The organism is uncultured Nitrosomonas sp., from assembly GCF_902826915.1.
Taxonomy (GTDB): domain Bacteria; phylum Pseudomonadota; class Gammaproteobacteria; order Burkholderiales; family Nitrosomonadaceae; genus Nitrosomonas.
The window spans coordinates 22201-47769 of sequence record NZ_CADEGP010000009.1; the positions used below are offsets into that span (position 1 = coordinate 22201).

At 41.6% G+C, this 25569-nt stretch carries 25 protein-coding genes; 16 read left to right on the forward strand and 9 right to left on the reverse strand.

From position 1 onward, the window contains the following. Positions 1-53: 53 nt before the first annotated feature. Complete coding sequence (flgA, locus tag QZV86_RS02755; protein WP_295623802.1) at positions 54-776, reverse strand: flagellar basal body P-ring formation chaperone FlgA; 723 nt, start codon at positions 774-776, stop codon at positions 54-56. A 180-nt stretch (positions 777-956) separates the two neighbouring features. Here flgA and flgB point away from each other — a divergent pair, with 180 nt between their 5' ends. From flgB to flgL, 11 genes are all read left to right on the forward strand, one after another. Further along, positions 957-1403: a flagellar basal body rod protein FlgB gene (gene flgB, locus QZV86_RS02760; RefSeq protein ID WP_366925677.1), complete on the forward strand. Its 447-nt coding sequence runs from the start codon at positions 957-959 to the stop codon at positions 1401-1403. A 3-nt stretch (positions 1404-1406) separates the two neighbouring features. Next, positions 1407-1811 (forward strand): flagellar basal body rod protein FlgC, encoded by a 405-nt coding sequence (flgC, locus tag QZV86_RS02765; RefSeq protein WP_295623804.1) that lies wholly within the window; start codon positions 1407-1409, stop codon positions 1809-1811. A gap of 11 nt (positions 1812-1822) precedes the next feature. Further along, positions 1823-2494 (forward strand): flagellar hook assembly protein FlgD, encoded by a 672-nt coding sequence (locus QZV86_RS02770; protein WP_295623806.1) that lies wholly within the window; start codon positions 1823-1825, stop codon positions 2492-2494. A gap of 13 nt (positions 2495-2507) precedes the next feature. Further along, positions 2508-3782, forward strand: coding sequence for a flagellar hook protein FlgE (gene flgE / locus QZV86_RS02775; protein WP_295623808.1), 1275 nt, complete (start codon positions 2508-2510; stop codon positions 3780-3782). A gap of 28 nt (positions 3783-3810) precedes the next feature. Then, complete coding sequence (gene flgF, locus QZV86_RS02780; RefSeq protein ID WP_295623810.1) at positions 3811-4554, forward strand: flagellar basal-body rod protein FlgF; 744 nt, start codon at positions 3811-3813, stop codon at positions 4552-4554. Positions 4555-4581: 27 nt separating this feature from the next. Beyond that, on the forward strand, positions 4582-5364 hold the full coding sequence (gene flgG / locus QZV86_RS02785) for a flagellar basal-body rod protein FlgG (RefSeq protein ID WP_295623812.1): 783 nt from the start codon (positions 4582-4584) through the stop codon (positions 5362-5364). 25 nt (positions 5365-5389) lie between these two features. Continuing rightward, positions 5390-6106 (forward strand): flagellar basal body L-ring protein FlgH, encoded by a 717-nt coding sequence (locus QZV86_RS02790; protein WP_295623814.1) that lies wholly within the window; start codon positions 5390-5392, stop codon positions 6104-6106. 82 nt (positions 6107-6188) lie between these two features. Continuing rightward, the gene (locus QZV86_RS02795) at positions 6189-7262 is read left to right on the forward strand and encodes a flagellar basal body P-ring protein FlgI (RefSeq protein ID WP_295623862.1); all 1074 of its coding nucleotides are present in this window, start codon (positions 6189-6191) and stop codon (positions 7260-7262) included. A gap of 16 nt (positions 7263-7278) precedes the next feature. Beyond that, the gene (gene flgJ / locus QZV86_RS02800; RefSeq protein ID WP_295623816.1) at positions 7279-8286 is read left to right on the forward strand and encodes a flagellar assembly peptidoglycan hydrolase FlgJ; all 1008 of its coding nucleotides are present in this window, start codon (positions 7279-7281) and stop codon (positions 8284-8286) included. Between the two features lie 81 nt (positions 8287-8367). After that, a complete protein-coding gene (gene flgK / locus QZV86_RS02805; protein WP_295623818.1) occupies positions 8368-10284 on the forward strand; it encodes a flagellar hook-associated protein FlgK in 1917 nt (638 codons plus the stop codon). Between the two features lie 27 nt (positions 10285-10311). Further along, positions 10312-11520 carry a flagellar hook-associated protein FlgL gene (flgL, locus tag QZV86_RS02810; RefSeq protein ID WP_295623820.1) on the forward strand — a complete coding sequence of 403 codons (1209 nt, stop codon included), beginning with the start codon at positions 10312-10314 and terminating at the stop codon, positions 11518-11520. A gap of 21 nt (positions 11521-11541) precedes the next feature. On the opposite strand, the gene purD is transcribed toward flgL, so the two are convergent. The 5 genes from purD to QZV86_RS02835 all read right to left on the reverse strand — a co-directional run bounded on the left by purD (position 11542) and on the right by QZV86_RS02835 (position 17014). Further along, the gene (purD, locus tag QZV86_RS02815) at positions 11542-12849 is read right to left on the reverse strand and encodes a phosphoribosylamine--glycine ligase (protein WP_295623822.1); all 1308 of its coding nucleotides are present in this window, start codon (positions 12847-12849) and stop codon (positions 11542-11544) included. 14 nt (positions 12850-12863) lie between these two features. Further along, entirely contained in the window at positions 12864-14423 is a 1560-nt protein-coding gene (purH, locus tag QZV86_RS02820; RefSeq protein WP_295623824.1) for a bifunctional phosphoribosylaminoimidazolecarboxamide formyltransferase/IMP cyclohydrolase, read from the reverse strand. Next, positions 14420-14662 (reverse strand): helix-turn-helix domain-containing protein, encoded by a 243-nt coding sequence (locus tag QZV86_RS02825; protein WP_295623826.1) that lies wholly within the window; start codon positions 14660-14662, stop codon positions 14420-14422. The genes purH and QZV86_RS02825 overlap by 4 nt, the downstream gene beginning before the upstream one ends. A 3-nt stretch (positions 14663-14665) precedes the next feature. Beyond that, positions 14666-15673 (reverse strand): tRNA dihydrouridine synthase DusB, encoded by a 1008-nt coding sequence (dusB, locus tag QZV86_RS02830; RefSeq protein WP_295623828.1) that lies wholly within the window; start codon positions 15671-15673, stop codon positions 14666-14668. A gap of 168 nt (positions 15674-15841) precedes the next feature. Further along, entirely contained in the window at positions 15842-17014 is a 1173-nt protein-coding gene (locus QZV86_RS02835; protein WP_295623830.1) for an FAD-dependent monooxygenase, read from the reverse strand. 357 nt (positions 17015-17371) lie between these two features. Here QZV86_RS02835 and QZV86_RS02840 point away from each other — a divergent pair, with 357 nt between their 5' ends. Next, complete coding sequence (locus QZV86_RS02840; RefSeq protein ID WP_295623832.1) at positions 17372-18121, forward strand: ankyrin repeat domain-containing protein; 750 nt, start codon at positions 17372-17374, stop codon at positions 18119-18121. 84 nt (positions 18122-18205) lie between these two features. After that, complete coding sequence (locus QZV86_RS02845; protein WP_295623833.1) at positions 18206-18880, forward strand: tetratricopeptide repeat protein; 675 nt, start codon at positions 18206-18208, stop codon at positions 18878-18880. Positions 18881-18929: 49 nt separating this feature from the next. On the opposite strand, the gene QZV86_RS02850 is transcribed toward QZV86_RS02845, so the two are convergent. Next, the gene (locus tag QZV86_RS02850) at positions 18930-19979 is read right to left on the reverse strand and encodes a class I fructose-bisphosphate aldolase (RefSeq protein WP_295623835.1); all 1050 of its coding nucleotides are present in this window, start codon (positions 19977-19979) and stop codon (positions 18930-18932) included. A 490-nt stretch (positions 19980-20469) separates the two neighbouring features. On the opposite strand from QZV86_RS02850, the gene QZV86_RS02855 reads away from it, so the two are divergent. After that, entirely contained in the window at positions 20470-22860 is a 2391-nt protein-coding gene (locus QZV86_RS02855; RefSeq protein WP_295623837.1) for a DNA internalization-related competence protein ComEC/Rec2, read from the forward strand. Positions 22861-22919: 59 nt separating this feature from the next. On the opposite strand, the gene QZV86_RS13755 is transcribed toward QZV86_RS02855, so the two are convergent. Then, positions 22920-23345 carry an ATP-binding protein gene (locus QZV86_RS13755; protein ID WP_366925678.1) on the reverse strand — a complete coding sequence of 142 codons (426 nt, stop codon included), beginning with the start codon at positions 23343-23345 and terminating at the stop codon, positions 22920-22922. Between QZV86_RS13755 and QZV86_RS13760 the strand changes: the two genes are divergently transcribed. After that, positions 23344-23421 (forward strand): hypothetical protein, encoded by a 78-nt coding sequence (locus QZV86_RS13760; protein ID WP_366925679.1) that lies wholly within the window; start codon positions 23344-23346, stop codon positions 23419-23421. The genes QZV86_RS13755 and QZV86_RS13760 overlap by 2 nt on opposite strands. Before the next feature lie 989 nt (positions 23422-24410). On the opposite strand, the gene QZV86_RS02865 is transcribed toward QZV86_RS13760, so the two are convergent. Further along, positions 24411-24800 carry a response regulator gene (locus tag QZV86_RS02865; protein ID WP_295623841.1) on the reverse strand — a complete coding sequence of 130 codons (390 nt, stop codon included), beginning with the start codon at positions 24798-24800 and terminating at the stop codon, positions 24411-24413. Positions 24801-25001: 201 nt separating this feature from the next. On the opposite strand from QZV86_RS02865, the gene QZV86_RS13765 reads away from it, so the two are divergent. Then, the gene (locus tag QZV86_RS13765) at positions 25002-25163 is read left to right on the forward strand and encodes an integrase core domain-containing protein (RefSeq protein ID WP_366925680.1); all 162 of its coding nucleotides are present in this window, start codon (positions 25002-25004) and stop codon (positions 25161-25163) included. Positions 25164-25569 lie beyond the last annotated feature (406 nt).

Here is a 25569-nt window from a genome sequence, read left to right on the forward strand (position 1 = left end):
TGATAATTTTTAGCGCTTGGTTATTACATGGGAATTATTTTACTGGCGATGAATTATGGCCTTATTTCAACGATTGAATTGGGGCGTGCCAATCCGCTGATGATTCGTCCTGATTTATTGCGAACTTGAATAACCTGACCATCAGCTGCATCAGCTAATGCTTGTCCTTCTGATTGGATATTAAACCCGCGGCCTTGTACAACCAGATTGACGGTTTGTCCACGCAAGATTACATGAGGAGCTCGTAGCATTTGCGGACGTAGTGGCTGGCCGGCAGGTAAATTGGTTGCAGCGACTTTGCCAACTATTAGCGCGACATCGGTGAGTATGCCCTCGGGTAATTGTGCCAAATTAGTATTCTGAGGTGCTATATCCTCATATGTAATAATTTGTCCAGTAGCTATAGGCCGCGTGGTATGTAATACGTCCGACATTACATTTATTTCTGTTTGCACGTAGATGGTCCAAGTTGCAAGCTCGCTATTACAACGAACACCAATCGAAGTTTTCCCCCACAGGCGATTGCCTGCGGGAATAAAGGGTTCTAATTGCGGACATTTTGGTAACGCCAGATGTTTATCAATTTGACCGACATTCACGATGACTTGTCCAGGTAGATTAGTTGTGTTGTTGTAAAGGAAATTCTCAATTGCATTATTTATCAGAGGTATTTCTTGATTAGGGAGAACAGTTTTGTGCCGAGATGCAAATGCAGGAGTAAAAAAAACAAGTGTCAACATGAATAGGCAAAGAATTAACATTGAGTAACGTATCATAATTTTTTATCCACTGAGCCATTCGTTCTTGCCGGTTTCGGCAAATATTGCCGCCATATCCACATATTAAACAATTGCAAATGGATTGATGCTCAAAGATAACGTCTGTTTCTTGTCTTTATTGTTGATTCGTCTATCAATCTGAACATTTAACATAGTTGGCATGCTAACTGCTAATAAATGAATAGAAAATATTTGATTAAGGCGACAAAGAAGATGATAAACAAACTTGATAAAGAATTAAATTATCACCATAACGCTTTAAGTTTAAGGGTCGCAAGGCAGGAATTGCTTTCAAGCAATGTGGCTAATGCTGATACCCCTAATTTTAAAGCGAAAGATATCGACTTTGCCAGCATGCTTCAAGAAAAGATTTCTTCAACTCCAGGCCTGAAAAATGTAAACCTTAATACGACATCGACAATGCACATTAATTCCTCTGCACCTGGATTATTCGGAGACAATATTCTATATCGCGTCCCCCTACAACCCAGTGCAGATGGGAATACGGTGGATATGGATATGGAACGTACCCGATTTGCTGATAACGCAATTAAGTACGATGCGAGCATCGCTTTCTTAAATTATGAATTTAGATTTTTATCATTAGCATTGCAGGAGAGATAGAAAATGTCATTGTTTAATGTATTTGGTATAGCAAGCTCGTCCATGTCTGCACAGTCACAACGTCTGAATGTGGTGGCGAGTAATCTTTCGAATGCGGACAGTGTAACCAGCTCGACTGGAGAGCCTTACCGTGGACGTCAAGTTGTTTTCAGTACATTACGTGCGGATGCTAATGGTGCAGCTGGCGTTAAGGTTGCAGGTGTTGTTCATGATCCTTCGCCGATGCGCCAAGTATTTGATCCCAACCATCCATTTGCGAGCCCAAGCGGTTATGTAACGATGCCGAATGTTAGTGTCGTCGATGAAATGGTCAATATGATGTCGGCTTCACGCTCGTATCAAAATAGTGTCGATATGATGAACACTACTAAATCACTGCTACAAAAAACCCTGACTATAGGTCAATAAAGGAGCATTTTATGAATTCAGTTCAACAACAAGCCGATTTGCCATCAGTATCATCGGGAACCACGACAGGTATCACAGCTAAGAAACAAGCCGAAGATCCTCAAGATCGCTTTCTGAAGCTCCTGGTTACCCAAATGAAAAATCAGGACCCATTGAAACCGCTGGATAACGCAGAAGTGACTAGTCAGTTGGCGCAAATTAGCACGGTGACAGGTATCGATAAATTAAATTCAACGCTGCAGCAATTGGTTTCCAGTACTGATGATAGTCGATCAGTAGAGGCACTGGAAATGATTGGACATAGTGCTTTTGTTCCCGGAAAGTCAATATCTCTTGAAGGAGAGGGTGCCATAGCCGGGATCGAATTAGAACAATCGGTCGATCAAGCTATTGTAACGATATTCGATAGTTCGGGGATTGCAATTCACACTAAGACACTTGGTGTGCAACCGGCCGGTGTTAGTACTATTGGTTGGGATGGTGCGACAGATAGTGGCGCTAAAGCTGCAGATGGAGACTATACCTTTACAGTCACGGCAAAGCAGGGTGATAAGGAAGTTAAGGTCAATACACTTTCATTTGGCACAGTAAACAGTGTTTCCCATGGAGATCTGGGAACGCATCTGGATATGGGTAATAAGTTGGGATTAGTCAGTTTGTCTGATATTAAACAGGTTTTTTGATTAGGAGAGCAAGATGAGTTTTCAACAAGGTTTAAGTGGTTTAAGTGCGGCGTCGACAAATCTTGATGTCGTTGGCAATAACATTGCCAATGCAAATACTGTTGGATATAAACAGGCTCAAGCTCAATTTACCGATATATTTGCAAACTCGTTGGATGGAGCAGGTTCCTCCCGTACGCAGATAGGTATCGGCGCACGGGTAGCCACAGTCGCACAATCGTTCAATCAAGGAGATATTGCGCCGACCAATAATCCGCTGGATATAGCGATAAATGGACAAGGCTTTTTCCGCATGAGTGATAACGGTGTGATCAGTTATAGTCGGAATGGTCAATTTCGTCTTGATGGAAATGGGTTTCTTACAGATGCAAATGGAACAAATTTAACGGGATATGCTGCAGGTGCCGATGGAAACATAGACTCCAGTCAACCCACCCTTTTAAAATTAAGTACATCTGATATTCCACCAAAGATTACATCAACTTTCAACTTAGGTTTCAATTTGCCATCAAATGCAACAGCACCTGACGTAGCTACTTTTGATGCGAATAACCTCAGGAGCTTTAATCGGACAAGATCTGGAGAGTTTTTCGATAGTCTGGGTAATAATCATGTGCTTTCGTATTATTTCCAGAAATCGGATACAACAGCCAATACATGGAATATGTACGCGAGCGTCGATGGTGCAGTAGATGGAACAACGGGAGTTCCTATTGGAGTTACCTTAGATGGGGCACCTTCAGTAACATTAACGTTTGATGAAAATGGAATTTTGACTGCACCCTCTGCATCTTTTAACGTGTCGGTTGATTTTGCCACCATCGAACCAACACTGGGAGCAGATTCTCCATTGATCTTCGCCTTGGATTTAACTACAGCAACACAATTTGGATCTGATTTTGGCGTTAATTTATCACAAAGTGATGGGTATGCATCGGGTCGGTTGGCTGGTTTTACAACAGGCGCTGATGGCGTGATTCAAGGAAATTATAGTAATGGGCAAAATAGGTCGCTGGGACAAGTTGTCTTGGCCAATTTTGTTAATCCACAGGGCCTAAATCCTATTGGTGATGGTCGTTGGATAGAAACACCCAGCTCAGGCCAACCTTTGGTTGGGCAGCCAAATTCGGGAACATTAGGAACACTCCAAGCTTCAGCCGTTGAAGCTGCTAATGTGGATTTAACCTCTGAATTGGTGAAAATGATTACCGCGCAGCGGATGTATCAAGCGAATGCCAAGACCATTGAGACTCAGGATACTGTTTTGCAAACATTGGTTAATCTTTAACTTTTTTACCCGAGCTGAGTAAGCATTCATGGACCGACTTATTTATACATCGATGACTGGTGCAAACCATACGCTGAATCAACAAGCGACCGTTGCACACAATCTCGCTAATGCATCGACAACGGGTTACCGGGCTGAGACCAATGCATTCCGTGCTGTTCCACTATTTGGAGATGGATTGCCAACACGCGCTTTTGTAGTGGATTCAACGACAGGTTCCGATTTTACCGCGGGTCCATTAGAGACGACTGGACGAGATCTTGATGTTGCTATTCGGGGTCCTGGTTGGATTGCTGTGCAACTTGATAATGGTGAAGAGGCGTATACCCGGAATGGCAGCTTGCAAGTTGGTGCCAATGGCTTGCTTTCAACCCAGAATGGATTGAAAGTCAAAGGTGACGTTGGGGTTATTTCTGTTCCGCCGGAAACGCGCATTACTATCGGTGTAGATGGAACTGTATCGACAGTCCCGCTTAATGCTCTGCCTAATACGGTGGCTATAGTTGGGCGAATTAAATTGGTTAATCCACCAGAAGAAAATCTTGTAAAGGGTGCCGATGGCTTGTTTCGTCAAAAAGATGGCAAAGAGGCGCTGGTTGATGCCAGAGTCCGACTGATTGATGGAACCCTGGAAGGGAGTAACGTGAATGTTGTGCATGAAATGGTCAATATGATCGCTCTGGCTCGTCAGTTCGATATGCAAATGAAGATGCTGGAAAACGCGCAGAGCAATGCGCAACAGGCAAGTCAAGTTATGCTGGTTAGAGCTTAGCAACAATTAAATATAGGAATTGATCAAATGATACGTTCATTATGGATTTCCAAAACGGGTTTAGAAGCACAGCAAACCAAATTGGATGTTATTGCTAATAATTTGGCGAATGTCAATACCAATGGCTTTAAGCGGTCTCGCGCAGTATTTGAAGATTTGATGTATCAAACATTGCGTCAACCAGGTGCTCAGTCCTCGCAACAAACTCAGTTGCCTTCCGGCTTACAGCTTGGCACGGGCGTTAAACCAGTTGCAACTGAGAGTATATTCACTCAGGGAATAATACAGCCAACTGATAATCCACGCGACGTTGCAATCCGTGGACTGGGTTTTTTTCAGGTTTTAATGCCTGATGGCACAACCGCTTACACGCGTGATGGAGCATTTCAATTAGACCTTAATGGTCAACTTGTAACGTCCAGTGGGTATATGGTGCAGCCGGCAATTGTTGTTCCCCCGAATACACAGACGGTTACTGTAGGACGGGATGGTACGGTATCTGCAACGGTACCAGGTGCAACTGCGCCGATACAGCTTGGTAATATCCAATTGGCAAGTTTTATTAATCCATCTGGATTACAGAAAATGGGTGAGAATTTATACATGGAAACTGCATCCAGCGGAACACCCAATCAGAATGCGCCTGGCACCAATGGACTAGGGATTCTAGATCAGGGGTTTGTTGAAACTTCAAATGTAAGCGTGGTAGAGGAATTGGTTAATATGATTCAAACCCAGCGTGCTTATGAAATGAATTCCAAGTCTATTGAGACTTCTGATCAAATGTTGCAAAGACTGGCGCAACTATAATTGGTAAATTAACGGGAGCAATAGAATGGTTAACTGGCAACTGTTGATAGACAATAAATATAGCTCTTTGTATGTCTTGATACTCTTCATGTTTGCATCGGGTTGCACATCCATTCCAGCGACAGTTACCCATCAACCTAATTCTTTGCGTCCAGCCCATCAAAGCTTGGCAGTTATTCAGCCTAATGGTTCCATTTTACAAGCCCTTAATAGCACGACGAATGGAGTGCGCTATACACCATTATTTGAGGATCGACGCGCAAGAAGTGTTGGCGATACGATCATTGTCACCTTGAACGAACGGACAAATGCAAGTAAGAGTTCAGAAAGTAATGTGGATCGCTCTGGAAGTATTGATTTCTCGGTCCCTAGTCTTTTGGGGATACCTTTAAGTTTTTTAAAAAAACATGCCACAGTTGAAGCTAAATCCAACAATAGTTTTGATGGCGGCGGTGAAAGTTCTAGTAAGAATAATTTTATAGGAACGATTACGGTAACAGTGATTGAGGCGCTACCAAATGGAAATCTGGTTGTCAGCGGAGAGAAACAAATTGGAATTAACCAAGGGCAAGAGTTTATAAGGCTTTCTGGAGTGATCAATCCAATACATATTATGGCAAACACCATATCATCAACACAGATAGCGGATGCACGCATTGAATACCGCGCCAACGGTTATATTGATGAAGCACAGACAATGGGATGGCTATCACGCTTTTTTCTAAATGTGACACCTTTTTGATAGTTTTAATATATTTATCTGATTTCCTAAGAAAACACATGCCATTATGAAAATTCCGCACCTAATTATCCATAGCTTACTGATGGTATGTTTGTTGTTACCGGGCATAAATTTTGCAGATCGAATTAAGGATTTAGCATCGATTCAGGGGGTGCGTAATAATCAATTGATAGGCTATGGATTAGTTGTCGGCCTAGATGGCAGTGGTGATATGACTACCCAGACGCCATTTACGGTACAAAGCGTTATTAGTATGTTGGGTCAATTAGGTGTTAATTTGCCGCCCGGCACCAATTTGCAGTTACGAAATGTTGCTGCTGTGATGGTAACAGCGACTCTGCCTGCATTTACTAAAACCGGGCAACATATTGATGTTACGGTGTCATCTATGGGTAATGCAAAAAGCTTGCGTGGAGGCACATTGTTAATGACCCCGCTAAAAGGGGCGGATAATCAAGTTTATGCGATGGCGCAAGGAAGTATTCTGGTAGGTGGTGTTGGAGCTGCTGCTGGAGGAAGTAGTGTACAGGTTAATCATCTTAGCGTTGGGAGAATCAGTGGGGGAGGTATAGTTGAGCGTGAAATTCCCACAGTAGTCGGGCAGGGGGATTATATTAATCTTGAGTTAAATTCAACCGATTTTACAACGGTGAATCGAATTGTGGATGCCATCAATTCACTTTATCCATCTTCTGCTGTTGCGGTTGATGGACGTGTTGTGCAAGTAAAAGCGCCTATAGATACCAGTCAGAGAATTATGTTTATTTCTCAGATTGAAAGCATGGATGTCGTTCCGGCTAAAGCAACAGCAAAAGTTATTGTCAATTCCCGCACCGGATCCATTGTAATGAATCAATCGGTCACGCTTGAAACAAGTGCGATCGCGCATGGCAATTTATCGATCATTATCAATACGGAACCTGTCATTAGTCAACCGGGCCCATTCGCGCAACGTGGTGAGACTGTTGTCACACAACGATCTCAAGTCGAAATACGTACCGACGAAGGAAATTTAATGTTGTTGCCAAATGGTGCTGATCTTGGTGAGGTTGTTAAAGCTTTAACAGCGATTGGCGCAACAACACAAGATTTATTGTCAATTTTACAAGCACTAAAAGCGGCAGGTTCACTGCGCGCAGATTTGGAAATTATTTAACCCTGAGAATACACACATGATGATATCACCGGATATTTCGAGCAAGCTTGCGGTTGATGCCAAAAGCATTGATGATTTGCACTTGATGGCTAAGCGGGATCCGGAGCAGGCTTTGCATAAAGCAGCGCAGCAATTCGAAGCACTGTTCATGAATATGTTACTTAAAAGCATGCGGGAAGCAACTCCTAAGGACGGAATGTTTGATAGTCAGCAAACACAGTTTTTTACGCAAATGTATGACCAGCAGCTTGCTCAGCACCTGTCAACCAAGGGGATTGGTATTGCTAATATATTAGTAAAACAATTAGGTAGAGCGGATGGCTCGATTGAACCACAGACTTCGATAAGCCAGGCCGATGCCCTTTTGTCTTCTATCAATGCAATTAATCAACCATTAGTGATAAAGAGTGGGCATCCCAATGATAGATCAGAACAATTGTGGCCTAGTGCATCTAATTCAAAGCAAACGATGATTCCAGTAGAAAAAATGAATTCGCCAGATGAGGCTTTTGTTGCACCTGTCCAAGTCGAATCACAACTGAAGAACTCATTTAATCGATCAATGGATTTTATCAATACGCTTTTGCCACATGCAAAGATTGCCTCACAATCGACGGGTATTCCTCCTCATTTTATGCTGGCCCAAGCGGCACTGGAGAGTGGATGGGGTAAACATGAGATTCGTCGTGCTGATAATAGCCCAAGTTACAACCTGTTTGGTATTAAAGCCGGTGCAAGCTGGAAAGGTGACACTGTGGAGAAGGTAACTACTGAATATATTAATGGTACACCGCAAAAGATAGTCGATAAATTTCGTGCTTATAGCTCCTATGCGGAAGGATTTAATGATTATGCTAGATTGTTATTGGATAACCCACGTTATGCAAAAGTTTTGGAATCTTCTGATTTTGCGGCGTTTGCAACGGGTCTGCAGCGAGCCGGTTATGCTACCGATCCAAAATATGCCGAGAAGTTGATTCAAATAAATAATAGCGAAGCGTTACAGAATCGTAAGTTCATTTGATAAAGAAAAATTTTCAATTCTTTTATTAACTTACCGATATAACTATTGAGATTATTAAAAATTAAAGGCCGGATATAAGCTATGGGAAATGGTATTCTTGACATTGGGATTTCTGGTTTATTAGCTGCGCAAAACCAGCTATTAACAACCAGCCATAATATTAGTAATGTGGCTACCCCTGGATATAATCGCCAACAGGTTATGCTTAATACCAATATACCACAATCATCGGGAGCCGGATTTTTTGGGCGCGGAGTTCACTCGACCACAGTTCAACGCGTATACAATCAATTTCTTGCTAACCAATCTTTACAGATTCAAACACAAAGCCAGTCGCTCGATAGTCATTATGCACAAATAAAACAATTAGACGATATGCTGGGAGATACTGCTTCCGGACTTTCCCCGGCACTTCAAAATTTTTTTAGTGCACTACAAGATGTGACATCAAATCCATCGGTAGTTCCATCACGCCAGGCTATGATAAGTAATGGAGAAGCGCTTGCGGCACGTTTCCAAGCCATGGATCAGCGTATGTCACAAATGAGAGAAGGTATTAACGGCCAAATTACCAGTATTGTGGTCGAGGTAAATTCATTAGCAAGCCAATTGGCCGATATGAATCAACAGATCACGTTGGCGGAAGGTGCGGCTGGCGGGCAGCCTGCTAATGATATGCTGGATCAGCGCGATGAACTCATAAATCGATTAAGTAAATTAGTCAATACGGATATCGTTCGGGATAGCAGTGGCGTTATAAATGTTTTCGTTGGTAATGGCCAAGCATTAGTTGTTGGAAGTAAAACACTAACGTTGCAAGCGATTCAATCATCTGATAATCCTAGTGATTTAACCTTAGGTCTTGTTTCTAGAAACAGTACTATTCAAATTCCTGAGAATCAGATTACAGGCGGAGCTTTAGGAGGGCTTTTGCATTTTCGAGGTGATACGCTGGATAGCGCACAAAATGCATTAGGAAGAGTGGCTATTACGTTAGCGCATAGTTTTAATGCGCAACATCAATTGGGTGTGGATCTAAATGGAGATATGGGAGTGAATTTCTTCACTGTGCCTTCACCTAAAGTAACGTCAGCCTTAACCAATAATCCAACTTCTAGTATTACTACAAGTATAAGTGATTATGGTGCCTTAACTGCGAGCGACTATCAGTTCTCGTACGATGGTACTAACTATACATTGACAAGACTATCCGATAATACTTCGATAAGCACTTTAATTGCCCCATCAGGAGGGGCGCCATTAATGCTTGATGGTATTTCAGTTACGGGAGCGACTATTCTTATTAACGAAAGATTTCGGATACAGCCTACTGTAAATGGTGCGAAAGATATCGCAGTAAATATTAATGACACATCCAAAATTGCTGCGGCGGGACCTAATCGTACCAATGCAGCAACAACGAATACTGGCACTGGCAAAATTAGTGCCGGAACTGTAAATCCATTGCCCCTAGATCCTGATCTACAACAACCGCTAACTATAACATTTCATACACCATACGATGGCCAATATGATGTGACTGGTACTGGTACTGGGTTGCCGGCTACTAATCAAGCATATGCCGAAGGAGCTGATATTAGCTTCAATGGTTATACTTTCCAAATTAGTGGGAGCCCCGCTGCAGGAGACATCTTTACAATTGCACCTAACCTTAACGGATCTGCTGATAATCGTAATGCATTGTTGCTGGGTGCTTTGCAAACTAAAAATACCGTAGAAAATGGGACGGCATCATATCAGTCTGCGTACGGACAGCTGGTTAGTCAAATTGGTAATAAGACGCGGGAGTTAGAAGTGACCAGTAAGTCGCAAGCTAATTTTCTTACACAAATTGAAAATACTATACAGTCTACATCAGGTGTTAATCTTGATGAAGAAGCTGCCAACTTAATGCGCTTCCAGCAGGCTTACCAAGCTGCAAGTAAGATCATTGAAATGAGCAATACATTATTCGATTCAATTCTTCGCATTAGTTAGATGTATTTCTAACCTGGAGACAATATCATGCGTGTTAGTACCAATACAATTTATGAAACTGGGACAAATTTGATGCTTCAGAACCAGAGTACTTTAGTTAAGACTCAACAGCAGCTATCTACTGGTAAACGAATCCTTACACCTTCGGATGATCCAATTGCTGCTGCACAAGCATTGAATATCGCTCAAGCAGCATCATTGAATAAGCAATTCTCAGTTAATCGTGCCAGTGCGAGTTCCTCATTGGGGCTGGAAGAAAATGTATTGAAGGAATTGACCTCGATTCTCCAAAGTGTGCACAGCTCAACAGTTTACGCTGGAAATTCATCACTAAACGATGCGGATAAAAAAATTCTTGCGACTGAACTGCGTGGTAAGTTTGATTCGTTAGTTGGCTTAGCCAATACTACGGACGAGAATGGACAATTCTTGTTTTCAGGATATCAGGCCAATACAAAACCTTTTGTGAAAACGGGGCTTAATGTGCAGTATGCAGGAGATCAAGGGCAGAGAATGAATCAAGTTGGGCCGGCGCGTCAACTTGCTGTCAACGACTCGGGTACTGATGTTTTTGAACGTATAAAGAACGGAAATGGTGTTTTTTCAACGGCAGCTGACTCACTAAACAATGGTACCGGTATTATTGATAAAGGATCAGTAATTACACCAGCTAATCTTACAGGTGCGAATTATGAGATTGATTTCACAGTTGCTGCTGGCGTGACAACTTATAACATCGTAAATATAACTACTGGATTGGCGGTTTCATCAGGCAATTCTTATACAAGTGACAGTGCGATTAGTTTTGATGGAATACAGTTAAGTATCAAAGGAGATCCAGAAAATGGAGATAAATTTACGGTTTCTCCAAGCAGCAATCAAAGTATTTTTAAAACCATGAGCGACTTAATTACGGCGCTCGAAACACCTTCCAGCGGTCAACCTGGAGGTGCGCGGTTGTCAAATAGTTTAGATACAGTGCTACAAAACATTAACAATAGTCTGGAACATGTGCTTACAAAACAGTCTGCCATTGGGGCTCGGATGAATGAAATCGATAGCTTAGAAAGTGTTGGCGATGATCAAAATATTCAATTTGAAAAATCACTTTCTAATTTACAAGACGCTGATTTGTCGGAAGTGATTTCTAATTTCCAAAGACAACAGCTATACCTTCAGGCTGCACAGCAATCCTATGTTAAGATTTCTGGGTTATCCTTATTCAATTATATTTGAAAACAATTAATTGCGCTTTGTTTAGCCTTTTTTCTGATAATTTATACTTTGATAGCCGATATCGTGACGAATCTGATAACCATCAAAGTAAATTTTTTTAATGAGCTTATAAGTATTCTGCTGCGCTATTTTTACGTTTTCTCCAAGTGCTGTTACGCATAAAACTCGTCCACCTGCAGTCATAATTTCCTTTTCATCTTTTCCGCCCATGAACGTTCCGGCATGAAAAATATGAAAATTATCAGTATTTTCCTGTTCATTGATGAGCTCATGTAGGCCATGAACTACATCATTTTTTCTCGGATTTTCCGGATAACCATGCGCAGCCATTACAACGCCAAGTGCAGCACGCTTGTCCCATTCGGCATCAGCTTTATTAAGCGTTTCATTGGTGGCATGCTCAATGAGTGTCAAGAGATCACTTTTTAAGCGTAGCATAATAGGTTGCGTTTCCGGATCTCCCAGGCGGCAGTTAAATTCCAGCACGTTTGCATGGCCATCCGCTGTAATCATTAAACCGGCATAAAGAAATCCGGTATAGTGGATGCCTTCTTGTTTTAATCCGCTGATAACGGGATCAATGATATTGCGCATGATTTGTGCATGTAGATTGGGCGAAATAAAAGGAGCGGGCGAGTATGCACCCATTCCACCAGTATTTGGGCCCAATTCTCCATCGTAAAGGCGTTTATGATCCTGGCTAGTCGCTAATGGGAGAATATGGAGGCTATCAGTCATGACGATAAAGCTGACTTCTATGCCTTGAAGAAATTCTTCAATAATAATTTCGCAGCCTGCAGCACCAAGATTTTTCTCAACCAGTATCGTATTGACAGCCGAGTGAGCTTCATCGTGGGTTTGCGCGACAATAACGCCTTTTCCTGCTGCGAGACCATCCGCTTTAATTACTAAAGGGACATGCTGTTGGTCTATATACTGATGTGCCAGTTCAGGGTTAGTAAAACTCTCATAAGATGCGGTGGGGATTTGGTGCCGCTGCATGAATTTCTTGGCAAAAATCTTTGAAGTCTCAAGCTGGGCTGCCTGTTGGTTTGGCCCAAAGATTTTTAAGTTGCTGGCCTGAAACGCATCAACAATACCTGCAGCAAGTGGTATTTCTGGCCCGACGACCGTAATTGCAATATGTTCTTTCCGTGCAAATTCGATTAGATCAGGGATTGATGTAATTGGGATATTCTCTAAACCGCGTTCAAGTGCTGTGCCCGCATTACCAGGTGCCACAAACACTTTATGTACGCGCGGTGAAAGACTTAACTTCCACGCTAGCGCGTGTTCTCTACCCCCTCCACCAATAACTAATAGCTTCATGATATAGAGGTTGTCTAATGTCGAAAATGACGAATGCTCGTGAATATCATCGAGATTCCTTGCTCGTCCGCAGCAGCAATAACTTCGTCGTCACGAATACTGCCGCCAGGTTGAATTATCGCTGTTGCTCCTGCTTGTACAACAACGTCTAAACCATCGCGAAAAGGGAAGAATGCATCCGATGCGACAACAGAGTCTGTCAGTGTATAACCTGCCTGCTGGGCTTTTATGGATGCGATTCGCGCACTGTCAATCCGGCTCATTTGACCGGCGCCAATGCCGATTGTCTGGCCATTACGACAAAATACAATAGCATTAGATTTAACAAACTTTGCCGCTCGCCATGCAAACAATAAATCATCTAATTGCTGTGGGGTGGGTTTTACTTTGGTGACTATAGCTAGATCGGACACTGTAATGTTGGAAGTGTCCGGTGTTTGAACAAGAAGTCCGCCATTAACTCTTTTCAAGTCATAGATAGAGTTTTCCATTTGTAACGGTACAACCAACACCCGGATATTATTTTTTTGCGACAAGAGCTGTTGCGCCTCGGACGAAATTTCCGGTGCAATAATCACTTCAACAAATTGTTTAAGGATTGCTTCTGCAGTGTTCTTGTCGATAACTTGGTTAAAAGCGATGATGCCACCAAAAGCAGATACCGGATCGGTTGCAAATGCAAGGTGGTAGGCATTCAATATTGATTCTGAAATGGCTATTCCGCAAGGATTAGCGTGTTTCACGATTACACAGGCCGGTTTGTCAAACGTTTTGACACACTCCCAAGCCGCGTCCGTATCTGCAATATTATTATAGGATAATTCCTTGCCCTGCAGCTGTTGATAATTTGCTAAGCTGCCAGAGGTTATAGTCGAATCTCGATAGAATGCCGCTTTTTGATGCGGGTTTTCTCCATAGCGTAAATTCTGCACGATATTGAAATTCAGATTCAGTGATTCTGGGAAATCCTTGTGAAGAAAATTCTCATCCAATGCAGTCAAATAATTACCGATAACGCCGTCATAGGAAGCCGTGTGTGCAAAAGCCTTTTGCGCCAACTTAAAACGAGTTGCCAAACTGATCGATTTATTATTACCTTCAAGTTCATCGCAAAGTGAAGAATAATCTAGTGGATCGGTGATTACAGTAACCTTCTGATAATTTTTGGCAGCTGCCCGAATCATCGTGGGGCCTCCAATGTCAATATTTTCAATCGCATCAATGAGCGTAGAGTTTTGTTTTGCGATCGTTTGCTTGAACGGATATAAATTAACAATTACCAGTTCGATATTCGGTATCGATGCTTGATCAAGTGCTTGCTGATGATCTGGCAAATCGTTACGTGCGAGAATGCCAGCATGAATTTTAGGATGGAGCGTTTTAATTCGACCATCCAGCATTTCTGGGAAACCAGTGTAATCACTTACTTCATGAACGGATATTCCAGCTTCGCTTAGTAGTCTTGCAGTGCCGCCCGTTGAGATAATTTTGATATCACAATGGGTCAATTTCTGGGCTAATTCAATGATTCCGGTTTTGTCAGAAACACTGATGAGTGCTTGTTTTATGATCATTTGATTCGATACTGTTTCATTTTTTGACGCAGTGTATTACGGTTTACCCCAAGTAATACAGCTGCTTGTGTTTGGTTACCGTGGGTATGCTGGATAACAACTTCTATTAAAGGTTTTTCAACACTTTGAATCACCATACTATAGATATTTCCGGGTTTTTCTCCATCTAGATCATTGAGATATCCGACTATGGCATTACGTATGCATGATGCAATTTCATTCTCCTTTGCTGCGCTCATAAACTAATTACTCCCCATTTTGATGTAACTCAATCTTTGGCCTTGCTTAGCTAATTGGGTAAAAAATTTATTGGTTTCAGAAATTTGCTGATCAGTGGTTTGTAATTGGTTCATTGCCTGACGAAAGCCAGCTGATCCTATGAGTCCTTTGGTATACCAAGATATATGTTTGCGTGCGATGCGAATACCCGAGTATTCACCGTAGAAATGATATAAATCATGAAGATGATTAATTAAAACTTGATGTATATCAGATACTTCAGGAGATTGGAGGTGTTGGCCGGTTGTAAGAAAATGATCTATTTCGCGGAAAATCCAGGGTCTTCCTTGCGCAGCGCGACCTATCATAATCGCATCTGCTTTAGTATAAGCGAGTATCTGCTTTGCTTGTTCAGGGGTAGTGATATCACCATTTGCAATGACAGGAATTTTAACTGCTGCCTTTACAGCTGCTATGGTGTCGTATTCCGCGGTGCCAGTGTATGCACATGCCCGTGTTCGCCCATGAATTGCGAGCGCTTGAATACCCGAGCTTTCCGCAATATGTGCAATAGATAAGGCATTTTTATGTTGTTTATCCCATCCAGTGCGAATTTTAAGGGTTACCGGAATATCGACGGATCTTACTACTGCGACTAAGATTTTTTCTACTAATTTTTCATCTTGTAATAGCGCTGAACCGGCCATGACATTACATATTTTTTTTGCTGGGCATCCCATATTGATATCGATAATCTGAGCGCCATTTTCTGCATTATACTGCGCTGCTGCCGCAAGCATCTGAGGATCAGCGCCAGCAATTTGAACAGAAATTGGAGAAACTTCTCCTTCATGGTTCGCGCGCCGCCGTGTTTTTATAGAACCCCATAGCAGTGAGTTGCACGACACCATTTCGGAAACAGCCATGCCAGCACCCATTGATTTGCATAGTTGCCTAAATGGTCGATCGGTAACACCAGCCATTGGAGCAACAATCAATTTATTTTTTAGAATGTGAGAACCAATTTGCATGGAAACATCTTTGGGAGAGATTATAAATAGTAAGCAGTTAAATCTGATGTTGAGTATTACTGTTATTTGCAAGTAGCTTAAAGCTTGGTCAGGAAAATAAAATTGTATATCTTATTGCGAGCTTTATTATAACCTTTGTCAAATTGACCGTGGAATAAAGATCGAGAATTATTCTTTTGCACCAAATATCATGCGACGGGCAATAAAACGTTTAAGTGGCGGTACACAATCTAAAGTACTTAAACCGAGTCCACAAGCTTGACTGAGTATTTTGCTATCATTAGAAAATAACTTGACCAGAGTGTCAGTGAAGGTTCTAACAACGTTACTGTCCTTTCGTCTTCGTTGAAGGTATTTGGATAACATGGTGGGTGTGCCGAGTTCTTGAGATATATTTTTCGCGTGAATGATTTCACATGCCAATTCATAGGCATCTCTCAGACCTAGATTAAACCCCTGTCCTGCAACCGGATGTAAAGTCTGTGCTGCATTGCCGATGAGCGCGATTCTTTGAGATACGGTGGATGTGGCATACTTAAGCGCTAATGGAAATGCTGATCTTTTTCCCGCGCCGATAAATTTTCCGAGCCTGTCGCCAAAATGTTGGTGCAACTGGAACAGAAAAGACTTGTCATTCAGTTCAGTAATTTCTTTTACAATATCTGGAGCTACGGTCCATACCAGAGAAAAATCCTGATCATTTGGAAGTAGTGCAACAGGTCCATCTGAAGTAAAGCGTTCATAAGCGATACCTGTTTGTTTTTGTTCAGCTTTAATATTTGCCACTACAGCCCACTGTTGATAATCATATGATCGATAATTGATGTCGGGTATTTGCTTGATCAGTTGACCGCCATCAGCTAAGACAAGAAGCTTAGCGGTTATTTGCTTTGGTTTTCCGTGTTGGTCAAAAAATACATTACCCGAGTTTTCAGTAGTATCGATTCGGGTAACTAAAGCGCCCGTAATATAATTGGATTGTGAGGTAGTCAATTGCGCATGCATGGCACTAAAAAGATCATGATAATTCACTACATAACCTAATGCAGGAACACCGGCATCCTGAGATTCCAAAATAGTGCGCCCAAAGCTGCCGCGATTAGAAATATGAATCGTTTGAATCGGAGTGTTTTTTATTAACCTGTTCCATACTTCTAGGCGCTGCAATATCAGATAACTGCCATGTGATAATGCCAATGGGCGCGGGTCTTCGTCTTTCTCTGGTAACCCGCGAGCTTCAAGAAGTAGACTCGATACTCCACTATCGCGTAGGCCAAGAGCTAATGCCATGCCTACCGGGCCACCACCCACAATAACGATGTCATAATGATCAATGATCATAAAATTAATTTTTTGAATGGTTATTGGAGTAAGAACTTTAGCTTATTAACTATAATCACATAATCTGCCAAGATGCCAACGTTAAAACATTCCAATTGATATAGTGGCTTGAATGAGATTCTTTTTGTATTGAGAGCAGTACTTAATAACAGCTTTTGCAAGAATAGCATACTGCACATGGTCTTGAAATGTAATTGGCATGAGAATTCAAGGCGAGACAGCGGTAAAAGAATTATTTAAATTGTATAATTCTGTCATTCGACCAATAAATACGAAACCGATAAGTTGATTAGGGTTCAAGTGGGATTATTAGAATTATCTGTGTGAATATCATTGAATTATCAGGGAGAATTTTTCATGCCAAGATTTTTTATCAAAGAATTTTTACCAGGAATAGTGTTTTTATTTGCCTCTCAAGCTTTCAATGCTTGGTCAGCGGTTATTGATAGTGAATTGATCGCTGCTGCAGAGAGAGGAAATTTTTCTTTGGTTAAGAATATTCTTGATAATCAACAGATAAATTCGCAAGAATTGAGTGCGGCTTTTCTAGCTGCAGTTAATAAAGGAAATTCTGCTATCGTTGAACAATTCCTGCAAGCTGGTGTGGATGCGAATTTAAGAGCAGAGGATGGTTTGTCGGCTTTGATGAGAGCTTCCCGGGATGGTCGTGAACAGGTTGTTGAAATTTTACTGAGAGCCGGTGCTGATGTAAATGCTGTTTCTAAAGGAGATGGCACGGCTTTAATCTTAGCTGCTGAGAAAGACAGAAGGAAGGTGATTACTTTGTTGTTAGATGCCCATGCTGACGTAAATGCTAAACGAGACGATGGTATGACAGCTCTCATGCTGGCTGCACGAGAGGGGCATCAACAAACCATTGAAAATTTGGTTAATGCAAAAGCCGAAGTAAATTATCAGTTGGAAAATGGAGCTACCGCGCTAATGCTTGCGGCCCAACATGGTAATTTGAGAGCAGTTTATTCATTGATTGCAGCAAATGCCAATCTGGATCTTAAAGCTAGCAATGGAATGACTGCATTGATGCTTGCTAGTCACTATCGTTATCGGGAGATTGTTGAATTGTTAAGAAAATCTGGTGCTAATTAGTAAATATCAATCACAACTTCTAATCGAGTTTGCTATAGTGTATTTACTTATATCGTTTCATTTGAGAAATAAAGGAAATTATAAATGAAAGTTTTTGCTGTTTTATTATTTGCTATAGTAGTTTTATTACTTCAAGGTTGCGGCGAAGAAACAAAAAATGATAAATCAGAAAGTAGCTCAATACCAAACCCCATGAGCGAAATCACCAGGATGGGTGAGATCCCGTCATTTATGAGTGAAGGCTTGACGGAAGAAGAAAAAGCTGCGCTGAAGGAACAAATTATGCCGGCAGGTATAGACGATGAAAATTTTGCCGAGGAAAAATTTAAGGCGCTCATGGAAGATGCGAGAGCTGGAGATCCGGTTGCTCAGAATGGTTTAGGTGTGATGTATTATACCGGTGATGCTGTTTCCAAGACAGTTTCTGGTCAAGTGTTGAATACCGACCCGGAGCTTGCAGCCGGATGGTTTTACCGCGCAGCAGAGCAGGGCTATGCCGATGCACAATTCAATTTAGGGCTCATGTATGCAAATGGCGAAGGTGTGCCTCAAGATATGGAGCAAGCTGTTGAGTTATTCAAGAAAGCTGCCGAACAAGGACATGTAGATGCACAAAATAATTTAGGTGCCATGTATTTTACTGGTGAAGGCGTAGCGAGAGATGAAAAGGAAGCTATCGAGTGGTTTGAGAAAGCAGCCGCACAGGGAAACGAAGATGCGCGAATCAACTTGGATGCTATAAAATCATCTGCCAAGTGATTAGTTGTTGCTATAGTAGTTCAGGTAGGGGTCTGAACTACTATACCGCTCAAGCTATCGTTACTTCATGTGATAAATATACGTCTTGGATTGCGTTGAGCAACTTGATGCCTTCGGCAACAGGTTTCTGGAATGCCTTGCGTCCGGATATGAGCCCCATGCCCCCAGCGCGTTTGTTAATTACAGCAGTTCGAACGGCTTGATGCAAATCATCACTACCCGATTCGCCACCTGAATTGATCATACCGATCCGTCCCATGTAACAATTAGCCACTTGGTATCGTACAAGATCAATCGGATGGTCTGTTGTTAGTTCGCTATATACTTTAGAGTGAGTTTTTCCGAATTTTATTGCGTTATACCCTCCATTATTGGTAGCCATTTTCTGTTTAACGATGTCTGCGCCAATGGTGACTGCCAGATGATTCGCTTGACCGGTTAAATCGGCGCTCTCATGGTAATCTTTGTCTGCAACTTTAAATGCGCTATTGCGTGTGTATGCCCATAGTATAGTGGCCATGCCCAGATCATGTGCATGTTCAAATGCTGCAGAAACCTCTCGTATTTGGCGACGCGATTCATCCGAGCCGTAAAAAATAGTCGCACCTACAGCACAAGCTCCCATGTTGAAGGCCTGGTTAACACTAGCAAACATTGTCTGATCAAATTTATTAGGATAAGTCAGTAATTCATTATGGTTGATTTTGAGAATCATGGGGATTTTGTGCGCATATTGGCGTGACACAATTGCCAATACCCCCAGGGTGGAAGCAACGCCATTGCAACCGCCTTCAATAGCAAGCTCTACGATATTTTTGGGATCAAAGAACATTGGATTAGGCGCAAATGATGCACCCGCTGAATGTTCGACCCCTTGATCTACGGGCAATAATGATAAATAGCCTGTGCTGGATAAACGTCCGTGACAATAAAGTGCCTGAAGATTGCGCAAAACATTCGGCTTGCGATTGCTCAATAACATTACACGATCGACAAAATCGGAACCTGGCAGTTGCAAATTATCTTTAGGTATCGTATTGCAAACATGGTTGAGAAGTAATTCGCTTTCGTTGCCCAGAATTGCAGTAATATTTGTCATTCTTATTCCTTTGAGGTATAGGGTGTTAAGTTTTTAATTCAATCTGATACTCTATAGTGTAGTCATCATTTTTGAGAAATAAGTATTTTCTTTGTTCCATGTTGCATAATCATAAGATTTACATAACGATTATGTGATTCTTCGAGTCGTTTTTGAGTAACTCTGAGATACTGATAATGAGCTTATAATTTCTGCTCGAAGATCCGTAATCCATTGAGTGGCTTGAATTCTCTGCATCTAATATCACCGTTTTCTCCTCTATGTTTGCTGTTATTAAGTTTTGGAGGCTACCTACAGCTAGCTTTTCGAATATTGGATGGATTTTGCATTATATTCAGAGGAAATACCGCCGCTATGTATATGGAACAAATTATTGTAAATTGTAACATACTAATTTTATGATATAAAATATAGTAAATGCCCAATGAAGTTCCAAGTAAAGTAAATAAATAGTGTTATCGCAGATAAACTAAATTTGAAGAATGCTTGCGTGAGATTAAATATCCTAGCGTTTGTTTTTGGCGTTGGTTGGCTGCAGTACCGAACCGTACTGCCAGAAGTAGAATGGATTGGGTTGTTGTTGTCAATGGCAATTGCAGCTGGGCTGTTTGGGTTTTTCCGAGCGGCAATTCATATTGTAATAAGCAGAATCTTGTTGGGAATTGTTTTTCTCGTGTTTGGGTTTTGTTGGGCGGCGATTTTAGCGCACTGGCGTTTGAGCGATTCTCTGCCTCGTATCTGGGAGCGTAAGGCCATACAAATAGTCGGTGTGATAGCTAATGTGCCGCAAGAAAATGATCGAAGTGTGCGTTTTCAGCTTGACGTCGAGCATGTGAATACTGAGGGTGCGATCGTGCCCAAGCGGATTGCATTGTCTTGGTATAAAGTGCGACAGTCGGGAGCCAATCAAGCAGTATTACCTAAGGTTAGTGCAGGTGAGCGTTGGCAACTAACAGTGCATTTGAAGCGGCCACATGGCAATCAAAATCCGCATAGTTTCGATTTTGAAAGATGGGCATTGGAGCGCAATATCCGTGCAACTGGATATGTGCGTGTATCGCCTGAGAATCAACGCCTGCAACCGATGGTTCAACGTCCTGTATATTGGATAGCGCATATTCGCGAAGGAATTCAACATCGTTTTGCTGCAAGCTTAGCAAATCAAACTTATTTAGGAATATTGCAAACGTTGGCAACAGGTGATCAGAATGCAATTCCCCGTGATCAATGGCAAGTTTTTACGCGTACTGGAACTAACCATCTCATGGCGATTTCCGGTTTGCATATCACGATGATCTCGAGCATAGTATTTGCAGTGGTATATTGGTTGTGGCGCTGTAATATTTATCTGACATTACGTGTTCCGGCACGGCGTGCTGCTGTGATGGCTGGATTAATTGTGGCTTTTAGCTATGCTGTGCTTTCAGGTTTTGCAATTCCGGCACAGCGGGCGTTTTATATGCTGGCGGTAGTGGCGATTGTGTTATGGATGGGGCGTCAGACACCGGCAACTACAGTGTTGGCATGGGCGTTGCTTGGAGTGATATTATTAGATCCATGGGCAATTCTAGCTCCTGGATTCTGGTTATCTTTTGGCGCAGTTGCCGTCATAATGCTACTAACTGTTGGCCGGACCGGAAAAATACATTGGCTCAGTGGTTGGTTGCGGATTCAGTGGGCTATTACGCTGGCTTTAATTCCTTTATTGCTGGTGCTATTTCAACAGATATCCTTAGTATCGCCGATCGCTAATGCCATCGCCATTCCCCTGATAAGTCTTATAGTAGTTCCGCTAACATTGTTAGCAACCATACCTGCATTCGATTTTATGTTACCGTTCATCCATGATGTGTTAAGTGTCATCATGGCAATGCTGCAGTCACTAAGCAATTTGCCGCATGCGGTATGGCAGCAACACTTTCCACCAATATGGACAATAAGTGTAGCTACTATTGGAATTCTGTGGATGCTGTTGCCGGGAAGCTTGGGGATGGGCTTTTTTTCTGGTTTTCCAGCACGTTGGTTGGGTATGGTTGCAGTTCTGTCCATGTTTTTGGTTAAGTTGGATCAACCAAAAACCGGGGATTTGTGGCTGACTGTGCTTGATGTTGGTCAAGGGCTTGCGGTCGTAGCACGTACCGAGCATCATGCATTATTATTTGACACGGGCCCTGGATTCGGTGAAACCGATAGTGGTAGTCGCATTATTGTGCCCTTTCTACGTGGAGAAGGAATTAGCAGACTTGATGCTATGGTCGTGTCGCATGCTGATTCGGATCATAGTGGCGGTGCACTATCAGTGTTGAATGAGATACCGGTTATGCAGTTGTGGTCATCACTAGACGATCGACATCCCATAGCGCAGGCAGCAATCTTAAAGGACCAGTGCCGCGCGGGACAGACCTGGCAATGGGACGAAGTGCATTTTGAATTGCTGCATCCATTAGAGCGGGATTATTTGAACTCAAAACGGAGTACCAACGCAAGAAGTTGTGTATTAAAAATTACATCAGCTCATGGCAGTGTATTATTGCCGGCTGATATTGAAAGGAAAGACGAGTTGGCATTGCTAGCTCGCTCCAGTGATAAGCTTCCTGCAACAGTATTGATTGCACCGCATCATGGCAGCCACACTTCATCAACCGATGCTTTTATACAAGAAATAAATCCTGCTCTAACAATTTTCACGGTTGGTTATCTTAATCGTTATAGTCATCCGCGCGAAACTGTAACCTCGCGTTATCATAATTCGAGTAGTCAGTTGATGCGTAGCGATAACGATGGTGCTATTTTGATACGTTTTGAAAATAATAATTGGTCTGTCAAGAGCTGGAGAAAATTAAATCGGCGCTATTGGCATGGTAGTTCTGAACTGAATTAAACTTGCAATAACTCCTTCAGCATGGAGCAACTTCCTGCATATTACACTGAGTTATCCAGCTAAGACAAGCTGGTATTGATTAAGGGTATTGGTATGGCACTTCCAGTTGCTGCTGGAAACTCGATTGTGCTGAAAGCCACAGTAAATGTAGTCCCTACTCCTGGCTCACTGGTAACCTTAATTTTTAATTGATTATTTTCTGCCGCGATCTTAACGATGGATAAACCAATCCCACTAGATGCCTTGTTATGAAGTGCTGCTCTAGGAGAATAAAAATATTCGTTGAATATATTGGGCAAATCTTTCTCTTCGATACCAATGCCATGGTCGGTGATGGTAATGTTAGCACGAAAATTATTGCGATCTACTTTAGATGAGATTTCAACGCTAGTATTTTCGTGCGAATAGGTGATCGCATTGGTGATGATATTTTCTATAAGTATTTCTAATTGATCAGGGATTACTTTGCAAATAAAATTCTCAATGGATAAATTGAGTGCAACATTCTTAGAACTAGCGACCGGGGTCAGTTTTTCAATACATTTTTGTAAGGCAGATTGAATTTCAACATACTCGAAAACTGCAGTGTCAAGACAAGTATCTTTCAAACGCTCCAGTCGGAGTAGATCAAGTATTAGGCTAGACATATTTTTTGCCCGGTGATCAATCTGCTCTAGTGCAGTACTTATCTCAAGTGTTGTTTCACCCAAATAACCTTCTTTGATTAAGTTTATTTTGCTGCGAATAGCATCAAGCGGGGATTTAAGTTGATGCGTGATCAATAGCGCATATTGATCTTTCTCGACTTGTGCTTGGTTGATTTTCCTGTATGCATCGAGAAGATGGTGCTCATGTGCGCGAACGATTAGAGAAAGCCTTGAAACAACATACCAAACGACAAAAAAAAGTATATCAAGGAAAAACATCCATATCAAAGCGCCATCTTTGCGAGCACTTTCAGACAAAAATTGATTGTTTATTAGTGTAGAAAGCGGTGCTTGAGTGATTAGAAAGTTATCAATCATGATTACGATCGAATCCATGAAGCAGACCAAAATTGTTACATACAGGCTTTCACGGGTAGAAAAAAAGATACAGGCAAGAGCAATATGGAGTACGTAGAAAAAAGAAATTGGCGTGGAAGTACTGCCAATATAATGCACGACGACTGACAAGCAGATCAGGTCAACAATAATCTGAATCCATAAATTAGTCGAAGGCGAGTTATATTTTCCTGGCTTGCAATGATCTAACGCAAAGATGTAAGCAATATTGGCTACAATCAGTACGATGATAATGGCGATCGGCCATTTCTGCTGCTCGCTGATGCCTAATTGCATCAGCGCATCTGATGTCGATAGCATCAGGATTTCAAAGAAAACCAGTGTAGCAACCAGTATCCAGCGGAAAGTTATGAACCAACGAATATTGCTGATTAAAACATCGTCACTAAGTTTTAATTTATCTCCCTTTATTTCAAGCAATACACTTTGAGTATTCGGCTTGTTCCAGGAGAATTCAGTGCTTGCCATATTATTTATTGCACAAAATTATGCAGCCTCACCTGCTTTCTTCAAGCGTTCATTAATCGTTGCCATGAGACTGATTGGCTCAACAGGTTTCTCCATAATGCAAACCCATTCATGTGAACCATCTTCAAAATATGGTCGAATCATGTCACCTAACGACGTCAGAAAAATAGTCTGAATTTGCGGATATTGCTTGTGAATTTTTGCATAAGTTGTCAATCCGGCATCCATGGATTCAACCATAACATCCAGAATAGCCAAATCTGGTTTTTTTGTTTCATCTTGTAATGAATCGATAAACTCCTGCATTGACAAATAGCTATCTACTTCATATCCATTTTTAAGTAATATGCGTTGAACTGATTCACGAATATCTGAATCGTCGTCAACGTGGGCAATTCTTGGTGGCATAATAATTTATTCTCCTTGCTTAAATTCTGTTTTGGAAACCGCGGCTTAGAAGCAGTTAGAATAAACCGTTCGTTTATCGAGGTTATTGTTTGGTGGATCATATCGTAGCACATGTGAATAATGTGTGAAATGTGAATATCGACGATATATCGGAAAAATATAATCTTATTGAAATAATAAGCTTACGAAAGCGCTGAATAAATTCTCTTTAGCCGGGCCAATTGCACTTATTTTGATGCAAAACAAGGCTTAGAAAAATATTTCATGTTCTACAACCAATATAGACCTCACACCGCGCTTGACGACAAAACGCCAAATGAGTTCTACTTCGATAACCTGCCTGCAATGCAAAATACAGCGTAGGCATTAACGCGAGATTTCCACTTAAGATATGGAAAAAACTGTCCAATCAAGTGTGGCCACTTCTTCGCTTGATTAAAGTGACGGCCTCCAGGAGTTATTTGTTTTGATATTTATAATCAATGGATTATTTTATATTGACAATAGATTTTTATATTTCGGGAGAATCAACTCGTTCGTGATTTTATTTATTGGATTTGCAATCTTATATATGATGATAAGAAAGTTTAGAAGTAATTTGATTTAGTAATTGATTTTTATATGTTAGATTTAGAGATTAAATTTTTAAAATTAAAATGAATGGGGATGTGAATTTAATCTCTTCTAGGGTTAATTCCTTGCTCCTTGGAGCGGAGTACTTTATTGGACTCTACTTTGAAAACAACAAGCAGGATCGGGAAGATCCCTT